Raw genomic sequence first — 22714 nt, 5'->3', positions numbered from 1 at the left:
AGTCATTTTTTCCCTGCCGTCTGGGAATTCTCAAACTAATGGTATATTCTGCCTACTTATTCAACTATGGCTGTGGCTGCTGCCGAAATTATCGTCGTTAAAGACGATTTTGCACTCCGAAACCTAATTTCCCCTTTTCTCGGTCAAAAAAACTAGCGAGTAAAAGTAGCGGCCGATGGTAAAACTGCCAATTTAATCTCGATTTTGTCATTCTCGATGTTAATCTAGCGGATAGCCTCGAATTTGATCTACAAATTTATCGCCCAATCTTCTTCCTTTTTATCTCTATACAGTTCTTAACTGGAACGAGTTTGATCGCTAGGAGATTGACTTTCTTCTAATTCAGCTTTGATTTTTACCGAGTCTTCAATCTGCTGGGCCTCTCGCTTAAATTCACTTTCAAATTCCTTGGATGCTTCTTGAAATCCTCGAATCGTTTTGCCTAAACTGCGACCGATTTCTGGTAATTTTTTCGGTCCGAAAACTAGCAGGGCAATCAAGAGAATTAACCCCATTTCCGGTAATCCAATCCCAAAAATATTCATTTTTTTGCTCCTAATAAAAAACTAGCGGTGGGCAATAACCCACCTGCCAAAGTCCGAGGGATAATTCTGCCGCCAAAAATGCCGACGAGATTGTTGGAATCTGCTTACTGACCCCAATCTACATTAAATCCTTCTAAAATTAGGGAGGAGTTGTAGATCTGTAAAATAATCAGCAAAAAGACTAAAAACAGAGCCATAAAAACTCCCATCAGCAAGGTAGTTCCCCAACCGGGAGAAACTTTACCATATTCCGAGTTGAGGGGACGAAGGATTTCACCTAAGCGTGTACGCTGTGCCATAAGTTACCAAGAAAGATCTGTAAATGATAATTTTGTATTGATCCGTAATTTGACGAAGTGCCAACCGGTCAACCCAGTGAGATAAAATCTACTGCTGTTTCCAGTGGAGCTTTTTTGGTCTAATTCCGAACGGAATCGTTTTTCGCCTGCCCTGCCACGCCCACAAGAATCTGCAAGCGCCTACAGTACGGGAATTATTCTAACATTGTTTGGTGATCTTCTCAGGATTTAGGAGATGGTCGATGGGAGTTGAGGTGATGGGGGAGAAGGGATATGGGAGAAAAAAGCTGATCGATCAGTGATCACTGATCAAGTCTCCTTCGGTGCTATGATCGAGGATGTAAAGTTTTATTGCAACGGTATTCGTCTTAGTCAAGCTGAATACTGACAAAAGGTTAACAACACTACCTTAAACAAGCTCTCAAGAGAGGATACAGAGAACACATGGCTTACACACTTCCCCCTTTACCCTACGATTACACTGCCTTAGAGCCTTGTATCACCAAAAGTACCCTAGAATTCCACCACGACAAGCACCACGCCGCTTATGTCAATAACTATAACGGTTTGGTCAAAGATACGGAACTCGATACTCTCTCTTTAGAAGAAGTTATCGTTAAGGTTGCCGGTGATGCTTCTAAAGCTGGGGTTTTCAACAATGCCGCCCAAGCATGGAATCATAGTTTTTATTGGGACTGCATGAAACCGGCGGGTGGTGGCACGCCTACTGGTGCTTTAGCCGATAAAATTCAGGCAGATTTCGGCAGTTTCGAGAAATTTGTCGAAGCTTTCAAAACTGCGGGCGCTACTCAATTCGGTAGTGGTTGGGCTTGGTTGGTTCTCGATAACGGTACTCTCAAAGTTACCAAAACCGGCAACGCTGACAATCCTTTAACCGCCGGACAGGTTCCCCTCCTAACTATGGATGTGTGGGAACACGCTTATTATCTCGACTACCAAAATCGTCGTCCCGATTACATCAGCGACTTTTTAACCAAGTTGGTTAATTGGGATTTCGTGGCTGCTAATTTAGCGGCGGCCTAAAAATTTGGCTCAGTTAATCAGTTATCAGTTATCAGTTATCAGTTATCAGGGGTTGGGGAGCAGGGAGAAACAATCCATAGGTTGGAGGTTAATACTACTCTTAAAACTGGCAAATCTCTCTAATATTAATTATCCTTAAAATAGATAACCAGAAAAAACTTTTTTAACATCGATCGCGCTGCTCGCACCATGGAACAACCTGTCAGTTGGATTATTCCCCGTCATCCCCGTCCCGATTATCCCCTGTTTGTATTTTTACCCGGAATGGATGGCAGCGGCCAACTATACCATCGTCAGATTAAAAACCTTGCTCCTTACTTCGATCTGCGTTGTTTGGTGATTTCCCCGCAATATCTCGGTGATTGGGAGGAGTTAAGCACCCTCGTGATCGCTTTATTGGAACAGGAATTAAAGCGACAATCGAGAAAAGTCTATCTCTGCGGTGAGTCTTTTGGCGGCTGTTTAGCCTTGAAAATAGCGACAAAATCAGCAAAATTAATTAAAAAACTGATTTTAATTAACCCTGCTTCTTCTTTTAATCAAAGACCTCTTTTAAGCTTGGGAATCGGTATCACCCAGATAATGCCCGATTTCATCCACGGCAGCTCGGCCCTAACTATTTTACCCTTTCTCGCTGCTCTGGGTCGAATATCCCGGGAAGATCGCCGCTCTCTCCTCAAAGCCATGCAATACGTCCCACCGAAGACGATTAGCTGGCGTTTATCCCAGTTACAACGGTTTCAGGTTAGTGCCAGCGAGTTAAAAAGTCTGCAATTGGGGGTGTTATTGATAGCCAGTCAAGGCGACCGACTGTTACCATCGGTAGCGGAGGCTAAACGCCTAATTCAGCAGTTACCCGCCGCAAAATTGACGATTCTGCCCAATAGTGGTCACGCTTGCCTGCTGGAAACCGATATTCACCTCAAAGACATTCTCCATCACCATGCTTGTCTCCCCCGAAGCCTACCCGCAAAAAGTCACTGAGGATGGTTCTTATACCTTTTTTTCGACCGAATTCGGCGAATGTTATCATTCTACCTCCGGGGCAAGGGAAGAGGCCGAGAAAAAATTTATCCTCTCCAGTCGTCTGGCAGCAAAAGCAGACCAGAGCAATAATCTAAAAATTCTTGACATTTGTTACGGCTTAGGGTATAATGCCGCCGCGGCCTTAGCAGCCATTTGGCAAGTTAGGGGGGATTGTCGGGTAGAATTATTAGCTTTAGAAAGCGATCGAGTGGTTCCCCTCGCGGCTATTAGAGAAAATCTCTTAAATAGTTGGAGTCAACCAATTCCCGAATATTTAAGTGATTTTGCCCATAATCACCGGCTGGATCTGCCTAATCTCACGGCTAAACTGTTAATCGGGGATGCGCGACAGACGATAACCAAGGTGATTGAGGCGGGTTTTCAAGCGGAGGCAATTTTTCTCGATCCCTTTTCCCCGGGTAAATGTCCGCAACTGTGGACGGTGGAGTTTTTAGCTTTAGTGGCGAAATGCCTGAGTCCGACGGGTTATTTAGTCACCTATTCCTGTGCTGCCTCGGTGCGAAGGGCTTTACAATTAGCAGGATTGCAGATTGGGGCCACCGATAGCGTCGGGCGGCGATCGCCAGGGACAATAGCCAGTTTTTTGTCTTTACCCCCATCTCTATCGGCACAGGAACGGGAACATCTGCAAACTAAGGCCGCTATTCCCTATCGAGATGCGACTTTAACCGACTCAGCCGAAGTGATTATACAACGTCGTCGCACCGAACAGGCTCTCTGTGACTTAGAACCGACTAGCCACTGGAAAAAACGTTGGCAAAGATCGGTGAGTTCGATCGAAATCTCGGAATGAGAATAGTGTAGTTAAATGTCTGAGAATTCGGGCTTTTGTGGTTGTAATAGCAAAAATCGCCAGAATTAACAGTAACAGTCAGATTAAATCCTTCTGGACGTTGGCATATCTCAATAAGATTTGATGATCCAACTATTAAACCCTTACCCGCAAGACAGGGTGAGAGCATCTCAAACGCTATTGACAATTGGCCAATTTTGTGATCCGCGTGAGCATTTCAAGTGATACCAGTCAATCAGAATAGTTACGAAATCGACCAAATGGGTCGATTTTTGCTTAACAATTGAGAGGGCAAATTCTCCTCAAATATTCCTGAATCGCCCTCTGGGTAAGCAACTCACATAAAGTTCATTTTGTCAAGGATTGTTAAGATGCGCTTACCCTGACCCGCAACAGATAAAGCCCTCGGAATTGACTTAGGAATTAGTAGCCTAGTAATACTAAATCCGGTTATTAAAGACTGATTATCTATTCCCTCTTTTGCATGAGTGCCTCTTGCATGAGTGCCTGTCCTGATATGTAGCCTATACCCAACGGATTTAGTATATAGCAAAGAGCGGGATAGTTAGGACATAATAGAGAAAAAGAAATGAGGAGAAGCTTTCATGGCAGCACCCTATAGTGATGATTTAAGACAGAAAGCAGTGAGTGCCGTAGAGCGAGGGGAGAAAAAAAGCCATGTCTGTCGCACCCTCAATATTAGTCGTAATACATTAGACATCTGGCTGAAACGGAAGAAACAAACTGGGACGGTGGCCGCTAAAACTAACTATCGTCGAGGGCCGAAGCCCCAAATTGACGATTTAGAAGCCTTTCAAAAGTTGGCCGAACAATATGGGCATTTGACCCAAGAAAAAATGGCGCAAAAATGGGCTAACCCAGTCAGTAGGATGAGAATTGGTCAAGCGCTCAAAAGAATTGGATTTACTAGAAAAAAAAAACTTATGGCTACAGAGAAAGAGATGAAGAAGCCCGAAAAGAGTTTCTCCAAAAAATCAGAGGTTATGCCCCGGAAAGATTTGTCTATATTGATGAAGCTGGAATAGATAAGTACCTAAGCAAAATTAATTACACATATCTAAACACCTCTTGCAAGAGGCACTCTTGCCTCTTGCAAGAGGCAAGAGGTGTTTAGCCTGCATTATTCATGAACCAAAAAACAAGGAACCCGAAAAACTGGATTTACATCCAGTTTTTTTGGGGTTTAAATAAGTAAGTAAAAATCCTTAATCAACCGCACAAAATTAACAATTAAAGCCTGAAAAAGCGACTAAAACTGTCATTTATGGCATAGAACGAGTTAGTTAGGACAGATGCCTGAAGGCTTTACTCACAGCATCCACAAGGTTTTCACTATCATTGATAATCTGACTATGGCATAGAACGAGTTAGTTAGGACAGATGCCTGAAGGCTTTACTCACAGCATCCACAAGGTTTTCACTATCATTGATAATCTGACTAACATAGTTTTTCAATCTAGCCCAGAACTTTTCAATTTTGTTGAGGTCTGGAGAATAGGCGGGTAAAAATAGCACTTCACATCCCGCTTTAGCTAACAATTTTTTGATTCTCTCTTTGGGATGAAAACTGGCGTTATCAATGATGATAATTTGACCGGGTAGTAGTTCGGGTAATATGGCATAGAACGAGTTAGTTAGGACAGATACCTGAAGGCTTTACTCACAGCATCCACAAGGTTTTCACTATCATTGATAATCTGACTAACATAGTTTTTCAATCTAGCCCAGAACTTTTCAATTTTGTTGAGGTCTGGAGAATAGGCGGGTAAAAATAGCACTTCACATCCCGCTTTAGCTAACAATTTTTTGATTCTCTCTTTGGGATGAAAACTGGCGTTATTAATGATGATAATTTGACCGGGTAGTAGTTCGGGTAATATGGCATAGAACGAGTTAGTTAGGACAGATGCCTGAAGGCTTTACTCACAGCATCCACAAGGTTTTCACTATCATTGATAATCTGACTAACATAGTTTTTCAATCTAGCCCAGAACTTTTCAATTTTGTTGAGGTCTGGAGAATAGGCGGGTAAAAATAGCACTTCACATCCCGCTTTAGCTAACAATTTTTTGATTCTCTCTTTGGGATGAAAACTGGCGTTATCAATGATGATAATTTGACCGGGTAGTAGTTCGGGTAATAGCAATTGTTCTATCCACTCACACACCAACTCTGTATTACAGTACCCCTCAAACACCATTGGCGCGATCGTGGAACCACGCCACCAACCGCTGATCACACTAACTCGTTCGCTACAGTGACCTAACTTTAAAGCCTCAAATCTTTCTGATTTGTGACAATATCCATAAGGATAATCGATGGTGTTATCTATTCCAGCTTCATCAATATAGACAAATCTTTCCGGGGCATAACCTCTGATTTTTTGGAGAAACTCTTTTCGGGCTTCTTCATCTCTTTCTCTGTAGCCATAAGTTTTTTTTTACGGCTCTTCGGTAATTGTTATGCAAATAATTAACTTCAAATAAAATTCGATGATAGTGCCTACGCTCAAAAATAGCTGAAATTTATACAGGGAGAGATTTTAGACACAAACAGGTTAATACCAAAAGATAGACAATCGAGTTAAGATTTGATATAATAGCCAAAAACCAGAGTATTTTACTTATGATACTTGACAAATTTTTGAACCTAGAAGGAACCTCTATTCAAGGCTATCGACACCTAGAAAATGTCGGTATAGTTTGACCAGTCGAATCGAAAAAGAAAAAAGCAATCTGTCCTCGTTGTGGGTTAGAGAGCGATAAACTACACCAAAATCATCGATATTTAGTCAAAGATTTACCAATCTCAGGACAACCAGTGTACCTACAAGTTAATCGTCGTCAATTTAAGTGCGATAATTGTCGAAAACCCTTGAGCGAAGAGTTAGATTTTGTCGCCAGTAAACGAACCTATACGAAAAGACTAGCCGAAAATATACTCGAACAATTAAAATCAGGAGATATTTTAAATGTTAGTCGAATAAATGACGTAACGGAAGAAGAGATTCAAAGAAGGCTAGAGGACATTGCTGAAGAAATTACCGAGCCAGACCTATCGGAATTAAAAAGACTAGGAATTGATGAAATCGCTCTAGTCAAAGGACAAAAAAATTACTGTGCGGTTTTAGTAAATTTAGATACGGGAAAACTAATAGCTATTCTAGAGAAGCGAACACAAGAGGAGTTGAGAAAAACGCTTACAGGCTGGGGAAAAGAGGTGTTAGAGCCAATTGAAGAAGTGAGCATAGACCTTTGGTTGCCCTATAAAAATTTGGTGAAAGAATTGATGTCATCGGTTGAATTAGTCGCCGATAGATTCCATGTAATGAAACAAATTAATCAAGAGTTAGACGAACAGAGAAGAGCAGAAAAAAGAGCCGTAGAAGCGCAGAAAAATAAAAAACAGAAAGCGGAAAAAGAAGCGAAGCTAGAAGTTTTAAAGCGAAGTAAATATAGCCTGTTAAAAAATGAAGAAGATTTAACGGAACCCCAAAAAATCAAACTAGAAGCTATCAAAAAAACTTGGCTAAATTTGAAAGAGATGCACGAATTAAAGGAAGAATTCAGAAGGATTTACGAAACCTCAAAGAATCCGACAGAGGGAATGCTATCCATCTCGGAATGGTTGGCAAAATCCTCCAGTGTTTTTACCAAGAGTTGTCAAACAATCCGAAACTGGTTTGGAGAAATCATTAGTTATTTCGAGCGAAGGACAACGAATGGATTAGTCGAGGGAATCAACAATAAACTTAAACTAATAAAACGAAGAGGCTATGGCTTTAGAAACTTTCGGAATTTTTGGGTTAGAAGTATGTTGTCTTGGCATCTTGTCTGTTGATTTAGCATAAAGAGTAACGAAGAGCCTTTTTTTCTAGTAAATCCAATTCTTTTGAGCGCTTGACCAATTCTCATCCTACTGACTGGGTTAGCCCATTTTTGCGCCATTTTTTCTTGGGTCAAATGCCCATATTGTTCGGCCAACTTTTGAAAGGCTTCTAAATCGTCAATTTTGGGCTTCGGCCCTCGACGATAGTTAGTTTTAGCGGCCACCGTCCCAGTTTGTTTCTTCCGTTTCAGCCATAGGTCTAATGTATTACGACTAATATTGAGGGTGCGACAGACATGGCTTTTTTTCTCCCCTCGCTCTACGGCACTCACTGCTTTCTGTCTTAAATCATCACTATAGGGTGCTGCCATGAAAGCTTCTCCTCATTTCTTTTTCTCTATTATGTCCTAACTATCCCGCTCTTTGCTATAGTTTGATTTTTTGGGGTTCCGTTAAATCTTCTTCATTTTTTAACAGGCTATATTTACTTCGCTTTAAAACTTCTAGCTTCGCTTCTTTTTCCGCTTTCTGTTTTTTATTTTTCCGCGCTTCTACGGCTCTTTTTTCCGCTCTTCTCTGTTCGTCTAACTCTTGATTAATTTGTTTCATTACATGGAATCTATCAGCGACTACCTCGGCCGACGGCATCAATTCTTTTACCAGATTTTTATAGGACAACCAAAGATCTATGCTTACTTCTTCAATTGGCTCTAACACCTCTTTTCCCCAGCCCGTAAGGGTTTTCTTAAACTCTTCTTGTGTTCGCTTCTCCAGAATAGCTATTAGTTTTCCCGTATCTAAATTTACTAAAACTGCACAGTAATTTTTTTGTCCCTTCACTAGAGCGATTTCATCAATTCCTAGTCTTTTTAATTCCGATAAATCTGGCTCGGTAATTTCTTCAGCGATGTCCTCTAGCATTCTTTGAATCTCTTCTTCCGTTACGTCATTTCTTCGGCTAACATTTAAAATATCTCCTGATTTTAATTGTTCAAGTATATTCTCGGCTAGTCTTTTCGTATAGGTTCGTTTACTGGCGACAAAATCTAACTCTTCGCTAAAGGGCTTCTGACAATTATCGCACTTAAATTGACGACGATTAACTTGTAGGTACACTGGTTGGCCTGAGAGCGGTAAATCTTTGACTAAATGTCGATGATTTTGGTGTAGTTTATCGCTCTCTAACCCACAACGAGGACAGATTGCTTTTTTCTTTTTCGATTCGATTCGTCAAACTATACCGACATTTTCTAGGTGTCGATAGCCTTGAATAGAGGTTCCTTCTAGGTTCAAAAATTTGTCAAGTATCATAAGTAAAATACTCTGGTTTTTGGCTATTATATTAAATCTTAACTCAATTGTCTATCTTTTGGTATTAACCTGTTTGTGTCTAAAATTTCTCCCTGTATAGATTTCAGCTATTTTTGAGCGTAAGCACTATCATCGAATTTTATTTTAAGTTAATTATTTGCATAACAATTACCGAAGAGCCAAAAATCTTTGATCGAACAAAATTTAGTCCGGTGGGATTATCTGGAATCCCATACAGAAAATTGGCAATCTGTTATAGATTACGCCCGACAAATACCCTGGGAAACCATTACTAAAACCTGCGGTTTATCCCGAGAAGAAATTGAAGCAACCGCCGCCCTTTTCGGCAAATTAGAGCGCGTGGTTTTCGCTTGGGCGATGGGAGTTACACAACAGGAAAACGGTGTCGATAATATCATCAGTATCGCTAACACGGCCTTACTCACAGGTAATGCCGGCAAAATCGGAGCCGGAACCATGCCAATTAGGGGTCATTCTAATGTACAGGGCTTCGGTTCTATGGGCGTTACGGTGAAATTACGTCGGGAAATCGCCGAGGCACTTTCTCAACTTTTAGGAAAGCCATTAAATATAACTGGCGGTTATGATACCAGGGCATTAATTGAAGCGGCCGAACGGGGAAAAATCAACACCCTTTTCTGTTTGGGAGGTAATCTTTATGGGGCAAATCCAGATTTAACTCAAGCCAAAAAAGCCTTAGCACAAATTGATACGATTTTTTATGTAGCCACCAAGCCAAATTTAGGACATTTTCAGGGATTAGCCCGACAAAATACGGTAATTTTACCCGTCTTCGCTCGTTTTGAAAATCCTCACCCGACAACCACCGAATCGGGCAATAATTTTGTCCGTTTTAACGAGCGGGGAAGCAGTCATCTACAGGGTTCCGATGTCGATGTCATCTCGGAAGTAGAACTATTAACAAATATTGCCGTCAAAGTTTTAGGTACTGACCCGATCGATTGGTCGAGATTAGACGACACCGCCTATATTCGTCAGCTAATCGCCAGAACGATTCCGGGTTATCAAAAAATCGGGCAATTAGATCAAACCCAAACAGAATTTACCATTAGCGGACGGATTTTTACCGAACCTCATTTTGCGACCTCAACCGGAAAAGCGCAAATGTCTGTCACCCCTTTACCCACTTTAAAAGCGCCGCAAAAGCAAGATTTCAACCAACCGGAAAATGCCCCCGGAATTACCCTCATTCTCGGAACGGGACGCAGTTATGGACAACATAATACCGTCGTTTATCAAGTGGGCGATAAATATCGGGGAATGCCTCACCGTCATTGTTTATTGATGAACGCCGAAGATGCCAAAAAAGCAGGCTTTCGGGAACATCAACGAGTCACCGTTCAAGGAGATGCCGGCAAATTAGAGAATATCGAACTTATTTTCGGTCCGATTCGCGAAGGTGTTGGCTTTATGTTCTATCCCGAAACCAATGTTTTATTCAAAGCTAAAATCGACCCTCGCTGTGGGACTCCTGCTTATAAACGAGTTCCCGTCTGGGTTTTTTAGTTACCGATTCCTCTGATTTTCTTTTTTGGAAATAATGAAATAGAGTTAAGCAAGCGAATAAATGAATCATACTAAATCTGGTTATTAAAGACTGATTATTTATTCCCCTTTTTGCATGAGTGCATGAGTAGAAAACGGGTTTCTCCGAGAAACCCGTTTTCCGTGCGTTACTCAACGGATTTAGTATCAAACCTAGTCTGCTTCCTAAAAAGCTAGATTAAAAACGCTACTGATTCGCAATCCGATCACTTCGATCGCATTTCTGTTATCCTGTTCTTACGATCATAGAATAAATAGCCATGGGTAAGTTTTTACTAACCATATTAAGCATAGCAAGTTTGTTTGCTGTCGGGATGGCTACCCGTGGCATTGCAAGTCCCACATCTGCAGCGACGAACTTGCAACTAGCTCAACGCCCTAACTGTAACAATCCTCAGACTCAAAGCGAAATGAACATTTGTGCCAGCATAGCTTATCAAAACGCTGATCGCAAGTTAAATCAAGTTTATCGACAACTACTGCCAAAACTGTCAGCTTCTCGCCAACAAAAATTAATTAGCGCCCAACAAGCTTGGATTAAGTTTAGAGACAGCAGTTGCGAATTTGAAAGAAGTGCGTTTGAGGGAGGCTCTATAGCTCCCATGATTTACAGTAATTGTTTGGCAGCTGTCACCGAGCAGCGTACCAAAGATTTGCAGAGATATTTAGAAGATAGCGATCGCTAAGTCAAAATCGCTATTTTTATCGCCAAAAATTCCCTAAAAGTCAAGCAAAATGCTCAATAAACTTCTTATTCCTGAACTTTTCCCCTACATATATACTACAAAAGCCGAAAACCCTTATCGCATTTCGCTGTTATAAGTCAATTGATTTAAAGGTACGTCCTAAGTAGTCGTGCAAAATCAATTTCTTGGTCAGGATAGGCACTCATGCAAGAGGCAAAAGGCTTCGGCAGTGAGACTTCGGCGTGAGACTTCGGCGTGAGATCAGTAGTTCGACAAGAGTTCGGCGAGGCTGACTCGAGCCGCTCACTAACACTCACTAACACGAACACTCATACAAAAGGCAAGAGGTAGTTAGATATGTGTAATTAATTTTGCTTAGGTACTTATCTATCATTATAAGGGTGATAGAGTGAAGGGTCATAGATTATACTGAGGGATTGGCGAGAATGAAGGTGTATCAGAGCGCGAGCGCCGATGAAGACGCAAGGTTTTTGAACCACTATCCCTCAAAACCTTGCACCTGTTTCCCATCCAAAAGCTCCAAAACCCTTACCTCATCTATATTTCACATTTATTCAGCCAGCCCTAGTTATCGTCACAATTGTCCTCAGAAGCGGGTAACGCGACTCGAACGCGCGACATTCACCTTGGGAAGGTGACGTTCTACCACTGAACTATACCCGCAAAAGTCTTCCTAATCATAGCATTGACCCGCGGCCAGAGCAACTGCCCTAGGCTGTTTTCCATAACCGCGCCAGTGCAGTTTGTCGGCAAAACTGGCCTGGTCGGAATTTAACATTTTTTCTTCACAGGACAGTAGGACTTTTTCTAGCTGTTGATCGGCATTTTTTCGGCTTTCTAGCGGCTTTTGTTGATAAACACCAATAACATCTAAGCCCCCCCAAGCACAGCCAAGGGCAGGAAAACGGTGATGGAGAACATTTTTTCGAGCGCTTGCCTCAATCGCCGCCGCCGTTGGTAAAATCCAGTCAACCCTCGCTCATAGCTGACTAGCACAGTAAACCGCCCCCATCAGTCCCACTTGGGGATTAAGGACGATATGAACGGGAATATTGCTTAATAGCTCCCTCATCCGACCTTTAGCCCGAAAAGCCTTCATAAAGCTACCCTCGGTCATTAGGGGAAGATTTTTGGCCGCAATCCCCCCCGCGATGTATAATCCTCCGTAGGGAAGCAACTTGAGGGCTAAATTGCCCGCTTCCGCACCGTAGGCCTCGATAAAAATTTTCATGGTTTGATAACAGAGATAATCCGAGTTATCTTGGGCAAAACTGGCAATTTTAGCCGCTAAATCGACGGTTTTTTGCGTTTTACCCATTTCTGCTAACCAAGTGCGGTAAATTTCCGCCATGGCCGGTGATGACTGACTATAGTTACTATCGTGGAGAAATCGATAGATAGAAGTGATTCCAGGACCAGAAACCACTCGCTCCACCGAAATTCGCTCGATATTATAGAGTTCCAAGAGATAATTTAATAGTTGATATTCTAAACTCGATCGAGGGGCAAAATCAGCGTGGGAACCCTCACTACCAAACACCCGATATTTACCCTTCGAGACAGGAATCAAAAAACCCTCTCCTAACCCCGTTCCCGCACCGATAACCGCAATCGGGGCATCTGGTACTGTCGGGGCCGACTGTAGATTGTGCAGCTCCTCTGGGGCTAATCCTAACACCCCATAACCGATCGCCGCAAAATCATTAATCAATTTTACTCGCTCAATCTGCAGCTCGTGGCTTAGGCGATCGCCAGTTAGAGACCAACTTAAATTAGTCAATTCGGAACTATTGTTAACCACTGGACCGGCAATACCGAAACAAGCTTTTGTCACTGGGGGAATAGTAGTTTGTCGGGCCAAAAACTGCTGGACGATCGGCACCAGATCGGGGTATTCTTTACTGGGATAAATTTCTTGATCGAGAGTAGTTAGCAGGGGTTGGGGACTATCCGGTGAGTTTTGGCAATCCACTAAACGCAGGATTGTTTTAGTTCCCCCGATATCTCCCCCTAAAAGAATCGTCATGCTGGTTGTCCCTCAGTTTGTCCCCATAATTATAGTTTTTTTACCGCTTCTCCCCAGCAAATTTAAAGGCCGCCGATTCTATACTATAGTGAAAGATGGTAATGCCTAAGCCCTAATTAAGGATTGATTAATCGTCGCTCCGGGGTTTGCATGGGGATTTGCTAGAGGACAGAAACAGGACTGAAAGACATTTTAGGTCTAACTGTAGCCTCAAGGCGATCGATAGGGCGGCAGAACCTATAGCTGTCCCCATAACTTTTAAGATAGACCAGAGAGGGAGAAATTAGCTTGGGTGTAGAACTTCGCAGTTACGTTTATCTTGACAATTTACAGCTTCAACACGCCGCTTACATCGGTACAGTCGCCCAAGGATTTTTACCCTTACCCGGGGATGCTTCCCTCTGGATTGAAATTTCCCCCGGCATCGAGATTAATCGCATCACCGATATTGCCCTCAAATCCGCCGTGGTTCGTCCGGGGGTTCTATTCGTAGAACGACTCTATGGACTCTTAGAACTCCATTCTAGCAGTCAGGGAGAGGTCAGGGCGGCCGGTCAGGCAATTTTGCAGTATTTAGGCGTTAGTCAGCGCGATTGTCTGAAACCGCAAATTGTCTCCAGCCAAATTATTCGCAACATTGACGCTTACCAAGCCCAATTAATTAACCGGAGTTCTCGGGGTATGATGTTAATGGCGGGACAGACTTTATACGTTTTAGAAGTGCAACCGGCCGCCTACGCTTCCCTCGCTGCTAATCAGGCCGAAAAAGCCGCTTTAATTAATATCCTACACGTTACTTCCGTGGGCAGTTTTGGCCGCTTATATTTAGGGGGAGAAGAACGAGATATTATCGCTGGTTCCAGGGCAGCAGTTTCAGCTTTAGAAAATATTCAAGGTCGAGCTTTTCCAGGTAGCGACAAAAAAGAATAAGCTAACAAAGGCAAAAGGCAGGAGGTAAAAGGCAAGAGGTGGTTAGATATGTCTAATTAATTATGTCTAGCTACTTACTAAATCCTGTTTAAAAGGTATAGGATAGTGGGGAGTGGGAAGAAGGGAGAGGACGTTTGAGCTTTTGTACTAAATAGCTGGAAAGAGGATTTCGCCCTATTGAGGAGATTCAAAAATTAGTTCGCTATTATTCAGTTTTTCAACGACTAAATGGCGATACAGTGTCACCTGACGAAGGATTTGGTCGGGATTATTTTTCTTATTAGAAAACATGATTGTTTTAATCGATTCAAATTCTATTCTTGTGATCACACCATCTTCGATTGCTCGTTCAATTTTAACTCGTAAATATTCTAATTCTTGGCTTTCCTCTGGGGTAATTTCTAGACTGTTAGGACGTTCTATTTTCATTATCTATCGATTGTTCTTATCTGCTAACTGATAACTGGATAATCACGGCTATTTTTTCACACTTTTATGATCGCGCAGAGAGAGTTTCCGTCTGGTTAGAAACGGCCAGATTATTATTTTGGCTGTGATTTTGCGGCAATTGTCCCGAGGCTAAATTCTGCCCCTCTCCCGTAATCAAACGAGCGCCACGACCGCGGGTAAAATAATTCCAACCCCATTGCACCATCACCACTAATTTATTATCAAATTCGATCAGATAGTAAATATGGGCCCAAACCCAGACTAACCAAGCGATGAACCCGGAAAACTTGACAAATCCCAAATCAACCACGGCCGCATTTTGGCCGATAACTGCCAGACTACCTCGATCGATATAATGAAAAGGTTTAATACTTTGCCCTTTTAGGCGAGAAATTAATAAATTGGCCAGATATTCGCCCTCCTGCATGGCCACGGGGGCAATTCCGGGTAAAGGTTTATCTCCCTGATGGGCAAAATTAGCCAGATCCCCGATCACAAAAATATTGGCATAACCGGCGATACTTAAATCGGGTTCGACGATTACCCGGCCGACGCGATCGAGATTTACCCCAGTTCTTTCGGCCAAAATTCGCCCCATTCTCGATGCTTTTACCCCCGCTGCCCATAAAATTGTCTCGGCAGCGATTTCTGTCGTCTTTTCTCCCTGACGGACGCTGACACAACCTTCAACAATATTGGTAACGATGCTGTTAGTTTGCACTGTCACCCCTAATTTTGTGAGAGAAGCGGCAGCTTTAGCGGATAAATCGGGTGAATATGGGGGTAATACCCGCTCCATCCCTTCTAAGAGCAAAATTTTCGCTTCTGTGGGGTTAATCTGGTGAAAATCAGACCTAAGCGCACCGTGGGCAATTTCAGCGATCGCTCCTGCTAATTCTACCCCCGTCGGTCCGCCACCGACAATAACAAAAGTTAATAAAGCTTGCCGCTTTTCGGCATCGATTTCTTTCTCGGCCTTCTCGAAAGCGAGATAGATGCGACGACGCATTTCTACTGCGTCTTCAATGGTTTTTAACCCGGGAGCGTAGGGCTGCCATTGATCATTGCCAAAATAGTGATGACTGACTCCCGTGGCAATAACTAACTGATCGTAGGCGATCGGTGGGTGATCTTCCAAGATCACTTCTCCCTTGACCGGATCTATATCTATGGCATGATCGAGGAGAATATCTGTATTCTCATGACCCCGTAGGATTAAGCGCAAAGGTGAGGAGATATCGGCCGGAGACAGCGCCCCAGTAGCAACTTGATAGAGGAGGGGCTGAAAAAGATGGAAATTTCGCTTATCGATGAGGGTAACATGAACGGGGGCGTTTTTTAGGGCTTTGGCCGTGTATAAACCCGCAAATCCGCCGCCTATGATAACAACTCTTGGCTGTTTTTCAGTCATTGCTTAACAATAATTCATAAATTTTCCCTAGTGTAGTCCAGATTGTCACAATTTAGCAGTGACAAGCGTTACCGAAAACAGCAGTCTTTAACCTAGAAAAAATATAAATCAGCGCTTTTTTGGCCAGCGCGGAAGGCAAAACCAAAAAAGTACAGGGACTCTGATCTGCTCAAAAAACTTGAAAAGACCGCTACGCCGTTTTACCTAAGTTTATGACCTGGGTTAACCAGGTGGGAACTTATATTCCGCGTTTCTGTTTCCGAGTACAAGCTCGGTTTACTACCACACGGATTGGTTATTCGCTCCCTTATCACAATCAAGCATAGATCAAAAAACTTGAAAGGCAGTCACCAACGTAGAAGCCCGATTTGGTTCCATCATAGCATTTTTTTTTCTCAGAGGCAAGAGGGGCGATTCAGTGATCAGTGATCAGTGATCAGTGATCAGATTTGAGTTTTCAGTTTACTGTTTACCGACCACAGCCAAAAAGCGTGCCAAGACCCGATCTTGTTGGCTCTCTGAAGGTCTGGGACTACAATAGAGAAAAGTGACAATTTTTGCCAGAGTGATTACCGAGGACTAATAAAGAATGACGGCTATCCTAGGGAAACCTGCCACGCTCAACACTCCGATTCTGCACCGTCTTGCCAATGGTTTAACGATTATTGCCGAAAGTCAACCGGTAGAAGCGGTTAATCTCAATGTCTGGCTGCAGGTCGGCTCGGCCTTAGAATCGGATCAGATCAATGGAATGGCTCATTTTCTCGAACACATGGTTTTTAAGGGAACCCCTAACTTAGACAGTGGTGAATTTGAACGGGCGATCGAATCGAGGGGAGCGGTGACTAATGCCGCTACTAGCCAAGAATACACCCATTATTACATTACCACTGCCCCGCAGGACTTCGCCCATCTGGCCCCGCTCCAGCTAGAAGTGGTTTTAGAAGCTTTAATCCCCGATGAAGCTTTTGAGCGGGAAAGACAGGTTATTTTAGAAGAAATTCGTCGTTCTCAGGATAATCCCCGTCGTCGCACTTTTTATCGCACCATGGAGACCTGTTTTCAAGTTTTACCCTATCGTCGTCCGGTGTTGGGTCCGACGGCAGTGATTGAAAATCTTACTCCTCAACAAATGCGCGATTTTCATCGGACTTGGTATCGTCCCGAATGGATGACGGTGGCGGTGGTGGGTAATTTGCCTGTAGATGATTTAATGGCTATTGTGAGTGATTCTTTAGATAATTTAGGCAGTAAGGGCAATTCTGGGCTTATTTCCCATCCGATCGCCAATCTACAGCCCGAAGCTCCCTTTAACGAGATTATCCGTCAAGAATACGAGGATGAAAATTTGCAGCAGGCCCGCTTAATCCTATTTTGGAAAGTGCCGGGGTTAAGAGACTTAGAAAAAACCTATCCTCTCGATGTTTTAGCAGCTATTCTGGGTCAGGGCAAGGTATCGCGATTATTTCAATCTCTGCGCCAAGAAAAGGCCTTAGTTTCCCAAATCACTGCCAGTAATATGTCCCAAGCAGTGCAAGGAGTCTTTTCCGTGTCGGCCCAATTAGCCTCGGAAAATATCGAGCAAGTGGAGAGGGAGGCGATAGCACAGATTAGACAAATCCAACAGGAATCTGTGACAGTTTCTGAACTGGAACGAGTTAAAACCCAAGTGGCCAATCGGTTTATTTTTAGCAATGAAAGACCGAGCGATCGGGCTAACCTTTACGGTTATTATCATACTCAGATCGGTGATTTACAACCGGCTTTTTGTTATCCCCAACACATTGAAGCCCTCACTTTAGAGGATATTCAAAATGCCTGTCAAGAGTATTTAAATCTCAACGCTTACGGTGTGGTGGTGGTGAGACCAATTCAGTAATCAGTGAACAGTAATCAGTGAACAGTAATCAGTGAACAGTAATCAGTGAACAGTAATCAGTAATCAGGGATAAAGATGAAGATATAGCGTTTTTCAGTCTGCTGAGGTACAAAAGTTATGGGTTTTAGGCAAAAGGCAAGAGGCAAAAGTCAAAAGGGAAGAAAAATATGTGTACCTCACTAGCTTAGGAAACGCTATAAATAAATAAATCAATAACTAATTAACTTACATCTGATAACTAAATAACTAATTAACTTAAAACTTACATCTGATAACTGATAACTGATAACTGATAACTGATAACTGATAACTGATAACTGATAACCTATGTGGACTCAAATTGCCCGACATATTGCCCAAACCACGGAAAAACCTTTTGAAATTGAGAAAAGTCGTCCCGTTAGTGGTGGCTGCATCAATCAGGGTTATGCCGTCAGTGGCAATGGTTTAATTTATTTCGTTAAGATTAACCAAGCGAACCAAGAGGCCATGTTTGCCGCCGAAGCTTTAGGATTAAAGCAAATTCACGCCACCCAGACTATCAGGGTTCCAGAGCCAATTTGTTGGGGAATTGCCGAGAAATCTAGTTATTTAGTGCTAGAGTGGCTAGAATTCGGCGGTGGCAATAGTCAAAGCTGGGAAAAAATGGGGCAAAATTTAGCTCATTTACATCAAGTTTCTTTATCCGATCGCTTTGGTTGGCAGTGTAATAATACCATTGGTTCTACTCCCCAGATTAATACCATTAGTAACAATTGGGCGGATTTTTTCGCTCATCAGCGTATTGGCTATCAATTAAGACTTGCGAAGGAGCGCGGCGGCAATTTTCCCGACGAGGATCAAGTTATTCCCGCTATTAGCGAGATTTTGAGTCAGCATCAACCCCATCCCTCCCTCGTCCACGGTGATTTGTGGTCGGGAAATGCGGCAATTACCGTCGATGGGGAACCAGTAATTTTAGACCCTGCCACCTATTGGGGAGACCGGGAGGTAGATTTAGCCATGACGGAACTTTTTGGCGGTTTTCCGGCGGCTTTTTATCGGGGTTATAACGATGTTTTCCCCCTCGATGCCGGTTATCAACAGCGCAAAACTCTTTACAATCTCTACCACATTCTCAATCACTTTAATTTATTTGGTGGTGGTTACGCCTCCCAGGCCAATCGGATGTTACAGGAAATTCTTTAAGGGTTTTACTTGTGAATATTTACCGAGGATAAATTATGTCTATTCGAGAAAATACTGTGATGAAAACTCCAGAGACAAAAGTATGGACTGATGCAGAGTTTATGGCGTTACCTGACGATGGTAATCGTTACGAATTGGTCAAGGGAGAGTTAATTAATATGGCTAATTCTGGGGCTTTACACGGTTATATTGCCATTATTTTAAGTGCTGCTTTATTCGCTTTAGTAACATCTCGAAAACTAGGGGTATTATTGGACTCCAGCACTGCTTTTACTATGAAAAATGGTAATAAACGCTCTCCTGATATAGCTTTTTTTGCCAAGAAACGTCTGCAAGGATTGGAAGAATTGCCGACGGGTTTTCTAGAAGGTGCGCCCGATTTAGTGATAGAAATTCTCTCTCCTGGCAATACAGTGGCAGAAATCGAGGACAAAATTGCCGAATATTTTGCCAATGGGACTCGTTTGCTTTGGGTTATCAGTCCAGGTCAACACTATGTTTTAGTTTATCGTTGCGGGTACGAACCGCAGGGATTATTAACATCAGGAGATTTTTTGGAGGGGGAAGATGTGGTTCCGGGGTTCACTTTTCGCGTGGCTGATTTGTTTCAAAAACTATCTTTTTGACTCTTTCTTCTCAACAAGTCGGCTAATAAATCGGCACTATCACTAATAGCTAGATGAGAAGCTTGTTGGGCCATGGCGGTCAATTTTTCGGGATTAGACCATAAATCGAGGACTAATTCGCTTAAAAACTGAGCAGTTAACTCATTTTGACGGTAAAGATAAGCGGCTTGAGCTTCAGCAAAAACTTGGGCATTATAGAACTGATGGTCTTCGGCAGCAAAAGGATAGGGAATTAAAATCGAAGGCGTACAAGTGATCGCTAATTCTGTTAAAGTGCCGGCACCGGAGCGACTGATAGCCAGATTAGCTCTTTGCCATAATCCCGCCATATTGTCGTAAAAAGGCCGGGAAAAATAGTTAGAATGGCGCAAACTATCGGCTTCGGGGTCGTTTTCTCCCGTGAGATGCACGATATAAATACCTTTTTCTAACCATTGGGGAGCGCTTTGCCGGACAATTTGATTAAGAGCCACGGCCCCTTGAGAACCACCGGCAACGACAATTAAAAAAGCATCCTCTGGAATCGGTAAATCTAGGGACTGGGGAATGAGAAACTGCTCTCGTACTGGTGTACTAACCCAAGTGGTGCGAGTGCCGGGTAAATAGCTGGCGGTTCCCTGAAAACCGAGGGCAACCGTATCGCACCAGCGACCGAGAACTTTCGTGACTTTGCCCGGTATGTAGTTAGATTCGTGTAGGATGACAGGAATATTGGCTAAACGAGCCGCTAAAATGGTCGGGCCCGCGATATAACCCCCGGTTGTAAAAACTGCCGCTATCTGACGTTTTTTGATTAAACTACGCACTTGCCAAATGGCCCGCAGTTGACCGAACAGAATCTTGAGAGTTTTTAACCCCAAACGGGTTTGAAACCCCTCAATGGGGATGGTGTGCAGGGGATAGGTTTTTGGAACTAAGGACTGTTCCAGACGGTCTGGAACTCCTAACCATTCAATCTCGTAATCCGGCAAGCGCTCGGCCACGGCCAAAGCGGGAAATAAATGACCACCAGTACCACTAGCGGCAATCAATAGACGGGTTGGAGTGCGTGCCATAATTCGAGAGAGGGTAAATTTAGCCCTAGAATGAAATAATCTACCATAGTTATTGATCGATCCTTACACAAACTATCACTAATGCGTAACTTGAACACGATTCCCAATAAATTTTTTCGTCAATCCCTCAATTTTTCCCTATCGTTGCTGTTAGGTTTGGGGTTAACTTTCACCCTTGCCACCAGTCTGCGGGCCGAAAAGCCAGAAACTGCTCCGGCTAATTTAAAAACCCTTATCTCCAAAATCGAAACGGCTGCTAATGAGCGAGATATCAAGCAATTAATGGAGTTTTATAGTCCGAAATTTACTAACTCTGATGGCCTGACCTACGAAAAAACTAAAAAGGCTTTAACTCATTTTTGGGAACGTTATAACAATCTACAATACACCACAACCCTCGAATCTTGGAGTCGTTCTGGGGACAAGTTAACGGCCAATACAATTACTAAAATTACCGGGACGGGAAAGGTGCAGGGACGAGCGGTGGGAATGAATGCTACGATTCGTTCTCGTCAACAATTTCAAGGTAATAAACTGGTTTATCAGGAGATTTTAAGCGAGAGAGTAGAGTTAAATACTGGCAAAAATCCCCCCAGTATTCAAGTGAGAATTCCCGAAAGGGTGAAAGTGGGTGAAGAATTTGATTTTGATGTGATTGTCCGCGAACCTTTAGGGGATGATTTATTGGCCGGAGCGGCGATCGATGAGAAAGTAGATATTGAGCGCTATATTAATACAAAGCCTCTAGAATTGGAATTATTACAGTCCGGCGGTTTATTTAAGCGGGTAAAAGCGCCGGCAACACCAGAAAATCGTTGGTTATCGGCTATTTTAATTCAAGGAGATGGGATTGTTGTCGTTACTCAACGGGTTAAGGTAGAAAAATAAATTTTATCTGGCGGCTTTTTTGGCATTCCCCCTCTAGAGTTACCATCTTAGCTGCCCATAAACCACTGAGTACCAGTAACTAAATAATAGGCTCCCGTCGCCATCAGTGCCACGCTACCTAAACGGATAATCGTCTCGGAATGTTGCAATAAATTCCGGCTTTGTTTGGCTAGACCGGTAAATAAACTGGCCAAGAAAATGAGAATCGTGTAACCAAGAGCATAACTAACCATGGTCAGTGTGCCGAGGACTTGAGAACCGGTAGCGGCAGCGGCGGCCAAGACAGCAAAGAGGACAGGACTAGCACAGGGAGAGCTAACAAGAGCAAAAGTTAATCCGACTCCGTAGGGGCCTGCTTGGGGGAGATTTAAGTTCATTTGCGGTAAAGGTAGCTTAATTACTCCCAATAACCACAGACCCATGACCGCCATAATCAAACCGACAACAATATTAATATAACCTCGGTACTCCACCATTACCGTCCCGGCAAAGGAAGAAACTAAACCAAAAAGACTTAAAATTGTCACCGCTCCTAGGACAAATAAACCTGCTTTGCTGAAGGCATCCCAACGAGATTCTATTTTCAGGGTGCCGATATAGCTGAGGTTAACGGGTAATAGTGCCAGAATACAGGGAGATATGCTGGCAATTACGCCACCCAAAAAAGCTAGGGGCAGTAAAACTAGAGGATTGTTTGTATCTTGTCGATCTAACCATTGCTGATAGCTATTTTCGATGATCGAGATCGCTTTTTCCAGAGGATGGCCGATAATTGGTCCGATAGTAAGGACTAAAATAAGAGCTATGGCATAGAACGAGTTAGTTAGGACAGATGCCTGAAGGCTTTACTCACAGCATCCACAAGGTTTTCACTATCATTGATAATCTGACTAACATAGTTTTTCAATCTAGCCCAGAACTTTTCAATTTTGTTGAGGTCTGGAGAATAGGCGGGTAAAAATAGCACTTCACATCCCGCTTTAGCTAACAATTTTTTGATTCTCTCTTTGGGATGAAAACTGGCGTTATCAATGATGATAATTTGACCGGGTAGTAGTTCGGGTAATATGGCATAGAAC

22 protein-coding genes, 1 tRNA gene, 1 other RNA gene and 4 pseudogenes are annotated in these 22714 nt (G+C 42.9%); 13 read left to right on the top strand and 15 right to left on the bottom strand.

Translation table 11 applies throughout. The features are described 5' to 3' along the window. Positions 1-296: 296 nt before the first annotated feature. Both RAM70_RS18660 and psbH read right to left on the bottom strand, forming a co-directional pair. The gene (locus RAM70_RS18660) at positions 297-545 is read right to left on the bottom strand and encodes a TatA/E family twin arginine-targeting protein translocase (RefSeq protein WP_045358984.1); all 249 of its coding nucleotides are present in this window, start codon (positions 543-545) and stop codon (positions 297-299) included. Positions 546-649: 104 nt separating this feature from the next. Continuing rightward, positions 650-844 carry a photosystem II reaction center phosphoprotein PsbH gene (gene psbH / locus RAM70_RS18655; protein WP_002736544.1) on the bottom strand — a complete coding sequence of 65 codons (195 nt, stop codon included), beginning with the start codon at positions 842-844 and terminating at the stop codon, positions 650-652. A 444-nt stretch (positions 845-1288) separates the two neighbouring features. Here psbH and RAM70_RS18650 point away from each other — a divergent pair, with 444 nt between their 5' ends. The 5 genes and pseudogenes from RAM70_RS18650 to RAM70_RS18635 all read left to right on the top strand — a co-directional run bounded on the left by RAM70_RS18650 (position 1289) and on the right by RAM70_RS18635 (position 4774). Continuing rightward, a complete protein-coding gene (locus RAM70_RS18650; RefSeq protein WP_045358983.1) occupies positions 1289-1888 on the top strand; it encodes a superoxide dismutase in 600 nt (199 codons plus the stop codon). Positions 1889-2077: 189 nt separating this feature from the next. Beyond that, positions 2078-2872 (top strand): alpha/beta fold hydrolase, encoded by a 795-nt coding sequence (locus RAM70_RS18645; RefSeq protein WP_045358982.1) that lies wholly within the window; start codon positions 2078-2080, stop codon positions 2870-2872. After that, positions 2832-3728, top strand: coding sequence for a tRNA (5-methylaminomethyl-2-thiouridine)(34)-methyltransferase MnmD (locus RAM70_RS18640; protein ID WP_288000836.1), 897 nt, complete (start codon positions 2832-2834; stop codon positions 3726-3728). Before RAM70_RS18645 ends, RAM70_RS18640 begins: the two co-directional genes overlap by 41 nt. 68 nt (positions 3729-3796) lie before the next feature. Next, a pseudogene (locus tag RAM70_RS23025) lies at positions 3797-3877 on the top strand (RNA-guided endonuclease InsQ/TnpB family protein); the annotation flags it as partial. 456 nt (positions 3878-4333) lie between these two features. Beyond that, positions 4334-4774: a helix-turn-helix domain-containing protein gene (locus tag RAM70_RS18635; RefSeq protein WP_312673191.1), complete on the top strand. Its 441-nt coding sequence runs from the start codon at positions 4334-4336 to the stop codon at positions 4772-4774. Positions 4775-5120: 346 nt separating this feature from the next. Here RAM70_RS18635 and RAM70_RS18630 read toward each other — a convergent pair whose 3' ends face one another. Genes RAM70_RS18630 through RAM70_RS18620 form a run of 3 tightly spaced genes read right to left on the bottom strand, consistent with a single transcriptional unit; the run spans position 5121 to position 6129 of the window. After that, a complete protein-coding gene (locus tag RAM70_RS18630) occupies positions 5121-5336 on the bottom strand; it encodes a transposase (protein WP_376750905.1) in 216 nt (71 codons plus the stop codon). 47 nt (positions 5337-5383) lie between these two features. Then, positions 5384-5602 carry a transposase gene (locus tag RAM70_RS18625; RefSeq protein WP_376750908.1) on the bottom strand — a complete coding sequence of 73 codons (219 nt, stop codon included), beginning with the start codon at positions 5600-5602 and terminating at the stop codon, positions 5384-5386. Between the two features lie 44 nt (positions 5603-5646). Continuing rightward, positions 5647-6129, bottom strand: coding sequence for an IS630 family transposase (locus RAM70_RS18620; RefSeq protein WP_235614858.1), 483 nt, complete (start codon positions 6127-6129; stop codon positions 5647-5649). Between the two features lie 245 nt (positions 6130-6374). Here RAM70_RS18620 and RAM70_RS18615 point away from each other — a divergent pair. Continuing rightward, a pseudogene (locus RAM70_RS18615) lies at positions 6375-7589 on the top strand (ISL3 family transposase). On the opposite strand, the gene RAM70_RS18610 reads toward RAM70_RS18615, so the two are convergent. Continuing rightward, positions 7523-7948 carry an IS630 transposase-related protein gene (locus tag RAM70_RS18610; RefSeq protein ID WP_312672158.1) on the bottom strand — a complete coding sequence of 142 codons (426 nt, stop codon included), beginning with the start codon at positions 7946-7948 and terminating at the stop codon, positions 7523-7525. The pseudogene RAM70_RS18615 and the gene RAM70_RS18610 sit on opposite strands and share 67 nt — an antisense overlap. 58 nt (positions 7949-8006) lie before the next feature. Further along, a pseudogene (locus RAM70_RS18605) lies at positions 8007-8888 on the bottom strand (ISL3 family transposase); the annotation flags it as partial. A 180-nt stretch (positions 8889-9068) separates the two neighbouring features. Here RAM70_RS18605 and RAM70_RS18600 point away from each other — a divergent pair. Then, positions 9069-10436, top strand: a pseudogene (locus tag RAM70_RS18600) (molybdopterin dinucleotide binding domain-containing protein); the annotation flags it as partial. A gap of 299 nt (positions 10437-10735) precedes the next feature. Next, the gene (locus tag RAM70_RS18595; protein ID WP_312675055.1) at positions 10736-11161 is read left to right on the top strand and encodes a lysozyme inhibitor LprI family protein; all 426 of its coding nucleotides are present in this window, start codon (positions 10736-10738) and stop codon (positions 11159-11161) included. 612 nt (positions 11162-11773) lie between these two features. On the opposite strand, the gene RAM70_RS18590 is transcribed toward RAM70_RS18595, so the two are convergent. Together RAM70_RS18590 and RAM70_RS18585 are read right to left on the bottom strand one after the other, a co-directional pair. Continuing rightward, positions 11774-11845 (bottom strand) — tRNA-Gly (locus tag RAM70_RS18590). Between the two features lie 316 nt (positions 11846-12161). After that, the gene (locus RAM70_RS18585) at positions 12162-13208 is read right to left on the bottom strand and encodes a glucokinase (RefSeq protein WP_312675054.1); all 1047 of its coding nucleotides are present in this window, start codon (positions 13206-13208) and stop codon (positions 12162-12164) included. 288 nt (positions 13209-13496) lie between these two features. On the opposite strand from RAM70_RS18585, the gene ccmP reads away from it, so the two are divergent. After that, positions 13497-14138: a beta-carboxysome protein CcmP gene (ccmP, locus tag RAM70_RS18580; RefSeq protein WP_002766539.1), complete on the top strand. Its 642-nt coding sequence runs from the start codon at positions 13497-13499 to the stop codon at positions 14136-14138. Positions 14139-14312: 174 nt separating this feature from the next. Here the strand turns inward: ccmP and RAM70_RS18575 are convergent, their stop codons facing one another. From RAM70_RS18575 to ssrS, 3 genes are all read right to left on the bottom strand, one after another. Next, positions 14313-14567: a hypothetical protein gene (locus RAM70_RS18575; protein ID WP_312675051.1), complete on the bottom strand. Its 255-nt coding sequence runs from the start codon at positions 14565-14567 to the stop codon at positions 14313-14315. A 64-nt stretch (positions 14568-14631) separates the two neighbouring features. Beyond that, complete coding sequence (locus RAM70_RS18570) at positions 14632-15999, bottom strand: NAD(P)/FAD-dependent oxidoreductase (RefSeq protein WP_312675049.1); 1368 nt, start codon at positions 15997-15999, stop codon at positions 14632-14634. A 180-nt stretch (positions 16000-16179) separates the two neighbouring features. Continuing rightward, positions 16180-16367, bottom strand: a non-coding RNA gene (gene ssrS / locus RAM70_RS18565) — 6S RNA. A 221-nt stretch (positions 16368-16588) separates the two neighbouring features. Between ssrS and RAM70_RS18560 the strand changes: the two genes are divergently transcribed. The 3 genes from RAM70_RS18560 (at position 16589) to RAM70_RS18550 (ending at position 19692) form a co-directional block, all read left to right on the top strand. Beyond that, complete coding sequence (locus tag RAM70_RS18560; protein ID WP_045359231.1) at positions 16589-17878, top strand: M16 family metallopeptidase; 1290 nt, start codon at positions 16589-16591, stop codon at positions 17876-17878. 327 nt (positions 17879-18205) lie between these two features. Continuing rightward, positions 18206-19066: a fructosamine kinase family protein gene (locus RAM70_RS18555; RefSeq protein ID WP_288000357.1), complete on the top strand. Its 861-nt coding sequence runs from the start codon at positions 18206-18208 to the stop codon at positions 19064-19066. Positions 19067-19101: 35 nt separating this feature from the next. Continuing rightward, complete coding sequence (locus tag RAM70_RS18550; protein WP_190380280.1) at positions 19102-19692, top strand: Uma2 family endonuclease; 591 nt, start codon at positions 19102-19104, stop codon at positions 19690-19692. On the opposite strand, the gene murG is transcribed toward RAM70_RS18550, so the two are convergent. Next, positions 19674-20747, bottom strand: coding sequence for an undecaprenyldiphospho-muramoylpentapeptide beta-N-acetylglucosaminyltransferase (murG, locus tag RAM70_RS18545; protein ID WP_045359234.1), 1074 nt, complete (start codon positions 20745-20747; stop codon positions 19674-19676). The two genes, RAM70_RS18550 and murG, sit on opposite strands and share 19 nt — an antisense overlap. Before the next feature lie 81 nt (positions 20748-20828). Between murG and RAM70_RS18540 the strand changes: the two genes are divergently transcribed. Next, entirely contained in the window at positions 20829-21635 is an 807-nt protein-coding gene (locus RAM70_RS18540) for a DUF8623 domain-containing protein (RefSeq protein ID WP_190380282.1), read from the top strand. A gap of 47 nt (positions 21636-21682) precedes the next feature. Here RAM70_RS18540 and RAM70_RS18535 read toward each other — a convergent pair whose 3' ends face one another. After that, positions 21683-22312, bottom strand: coding sequence for a cytochrome c biogenesis protein CcdA (locus RAM70_RS18535; RefSeq protein ID WP_441338881.1), 630 nt, complete (start codon positions 22310-22312; stop codon positions 21683-21685). A gap of 146 nt (positions 22313-22458) precedes the next feature. Beyond that, the gene (locus tag RAM70_RS18530; RefSeq protein WP_376750919.1) at positions 22459-22677 is read right to left on the bottom strand and encodes a transposase; all 219 of its coding nucleotides are present in this window, start codon (positions 22675-22677) and stop codon (positions 22459-22461) included. Positions 22678-22714 lie beyond the last annotated feature (37 nt).

It is taken from the genome of Microcystis wesenbergii NRERC-220 (genome assembly GCF_032027425.1).
GTDB lineage: Bacteria > Cyanobacteriota > Cyanobacteriia > Cyanobacteriales > Microcystaceae > Microcystis > Microcystis wesenbergii_A.
The sequence above is the reverse complement of the archived record's forward strand: the minus strand, read 5'-3'. Positions and strand labels throughout refer to the sequence as shown.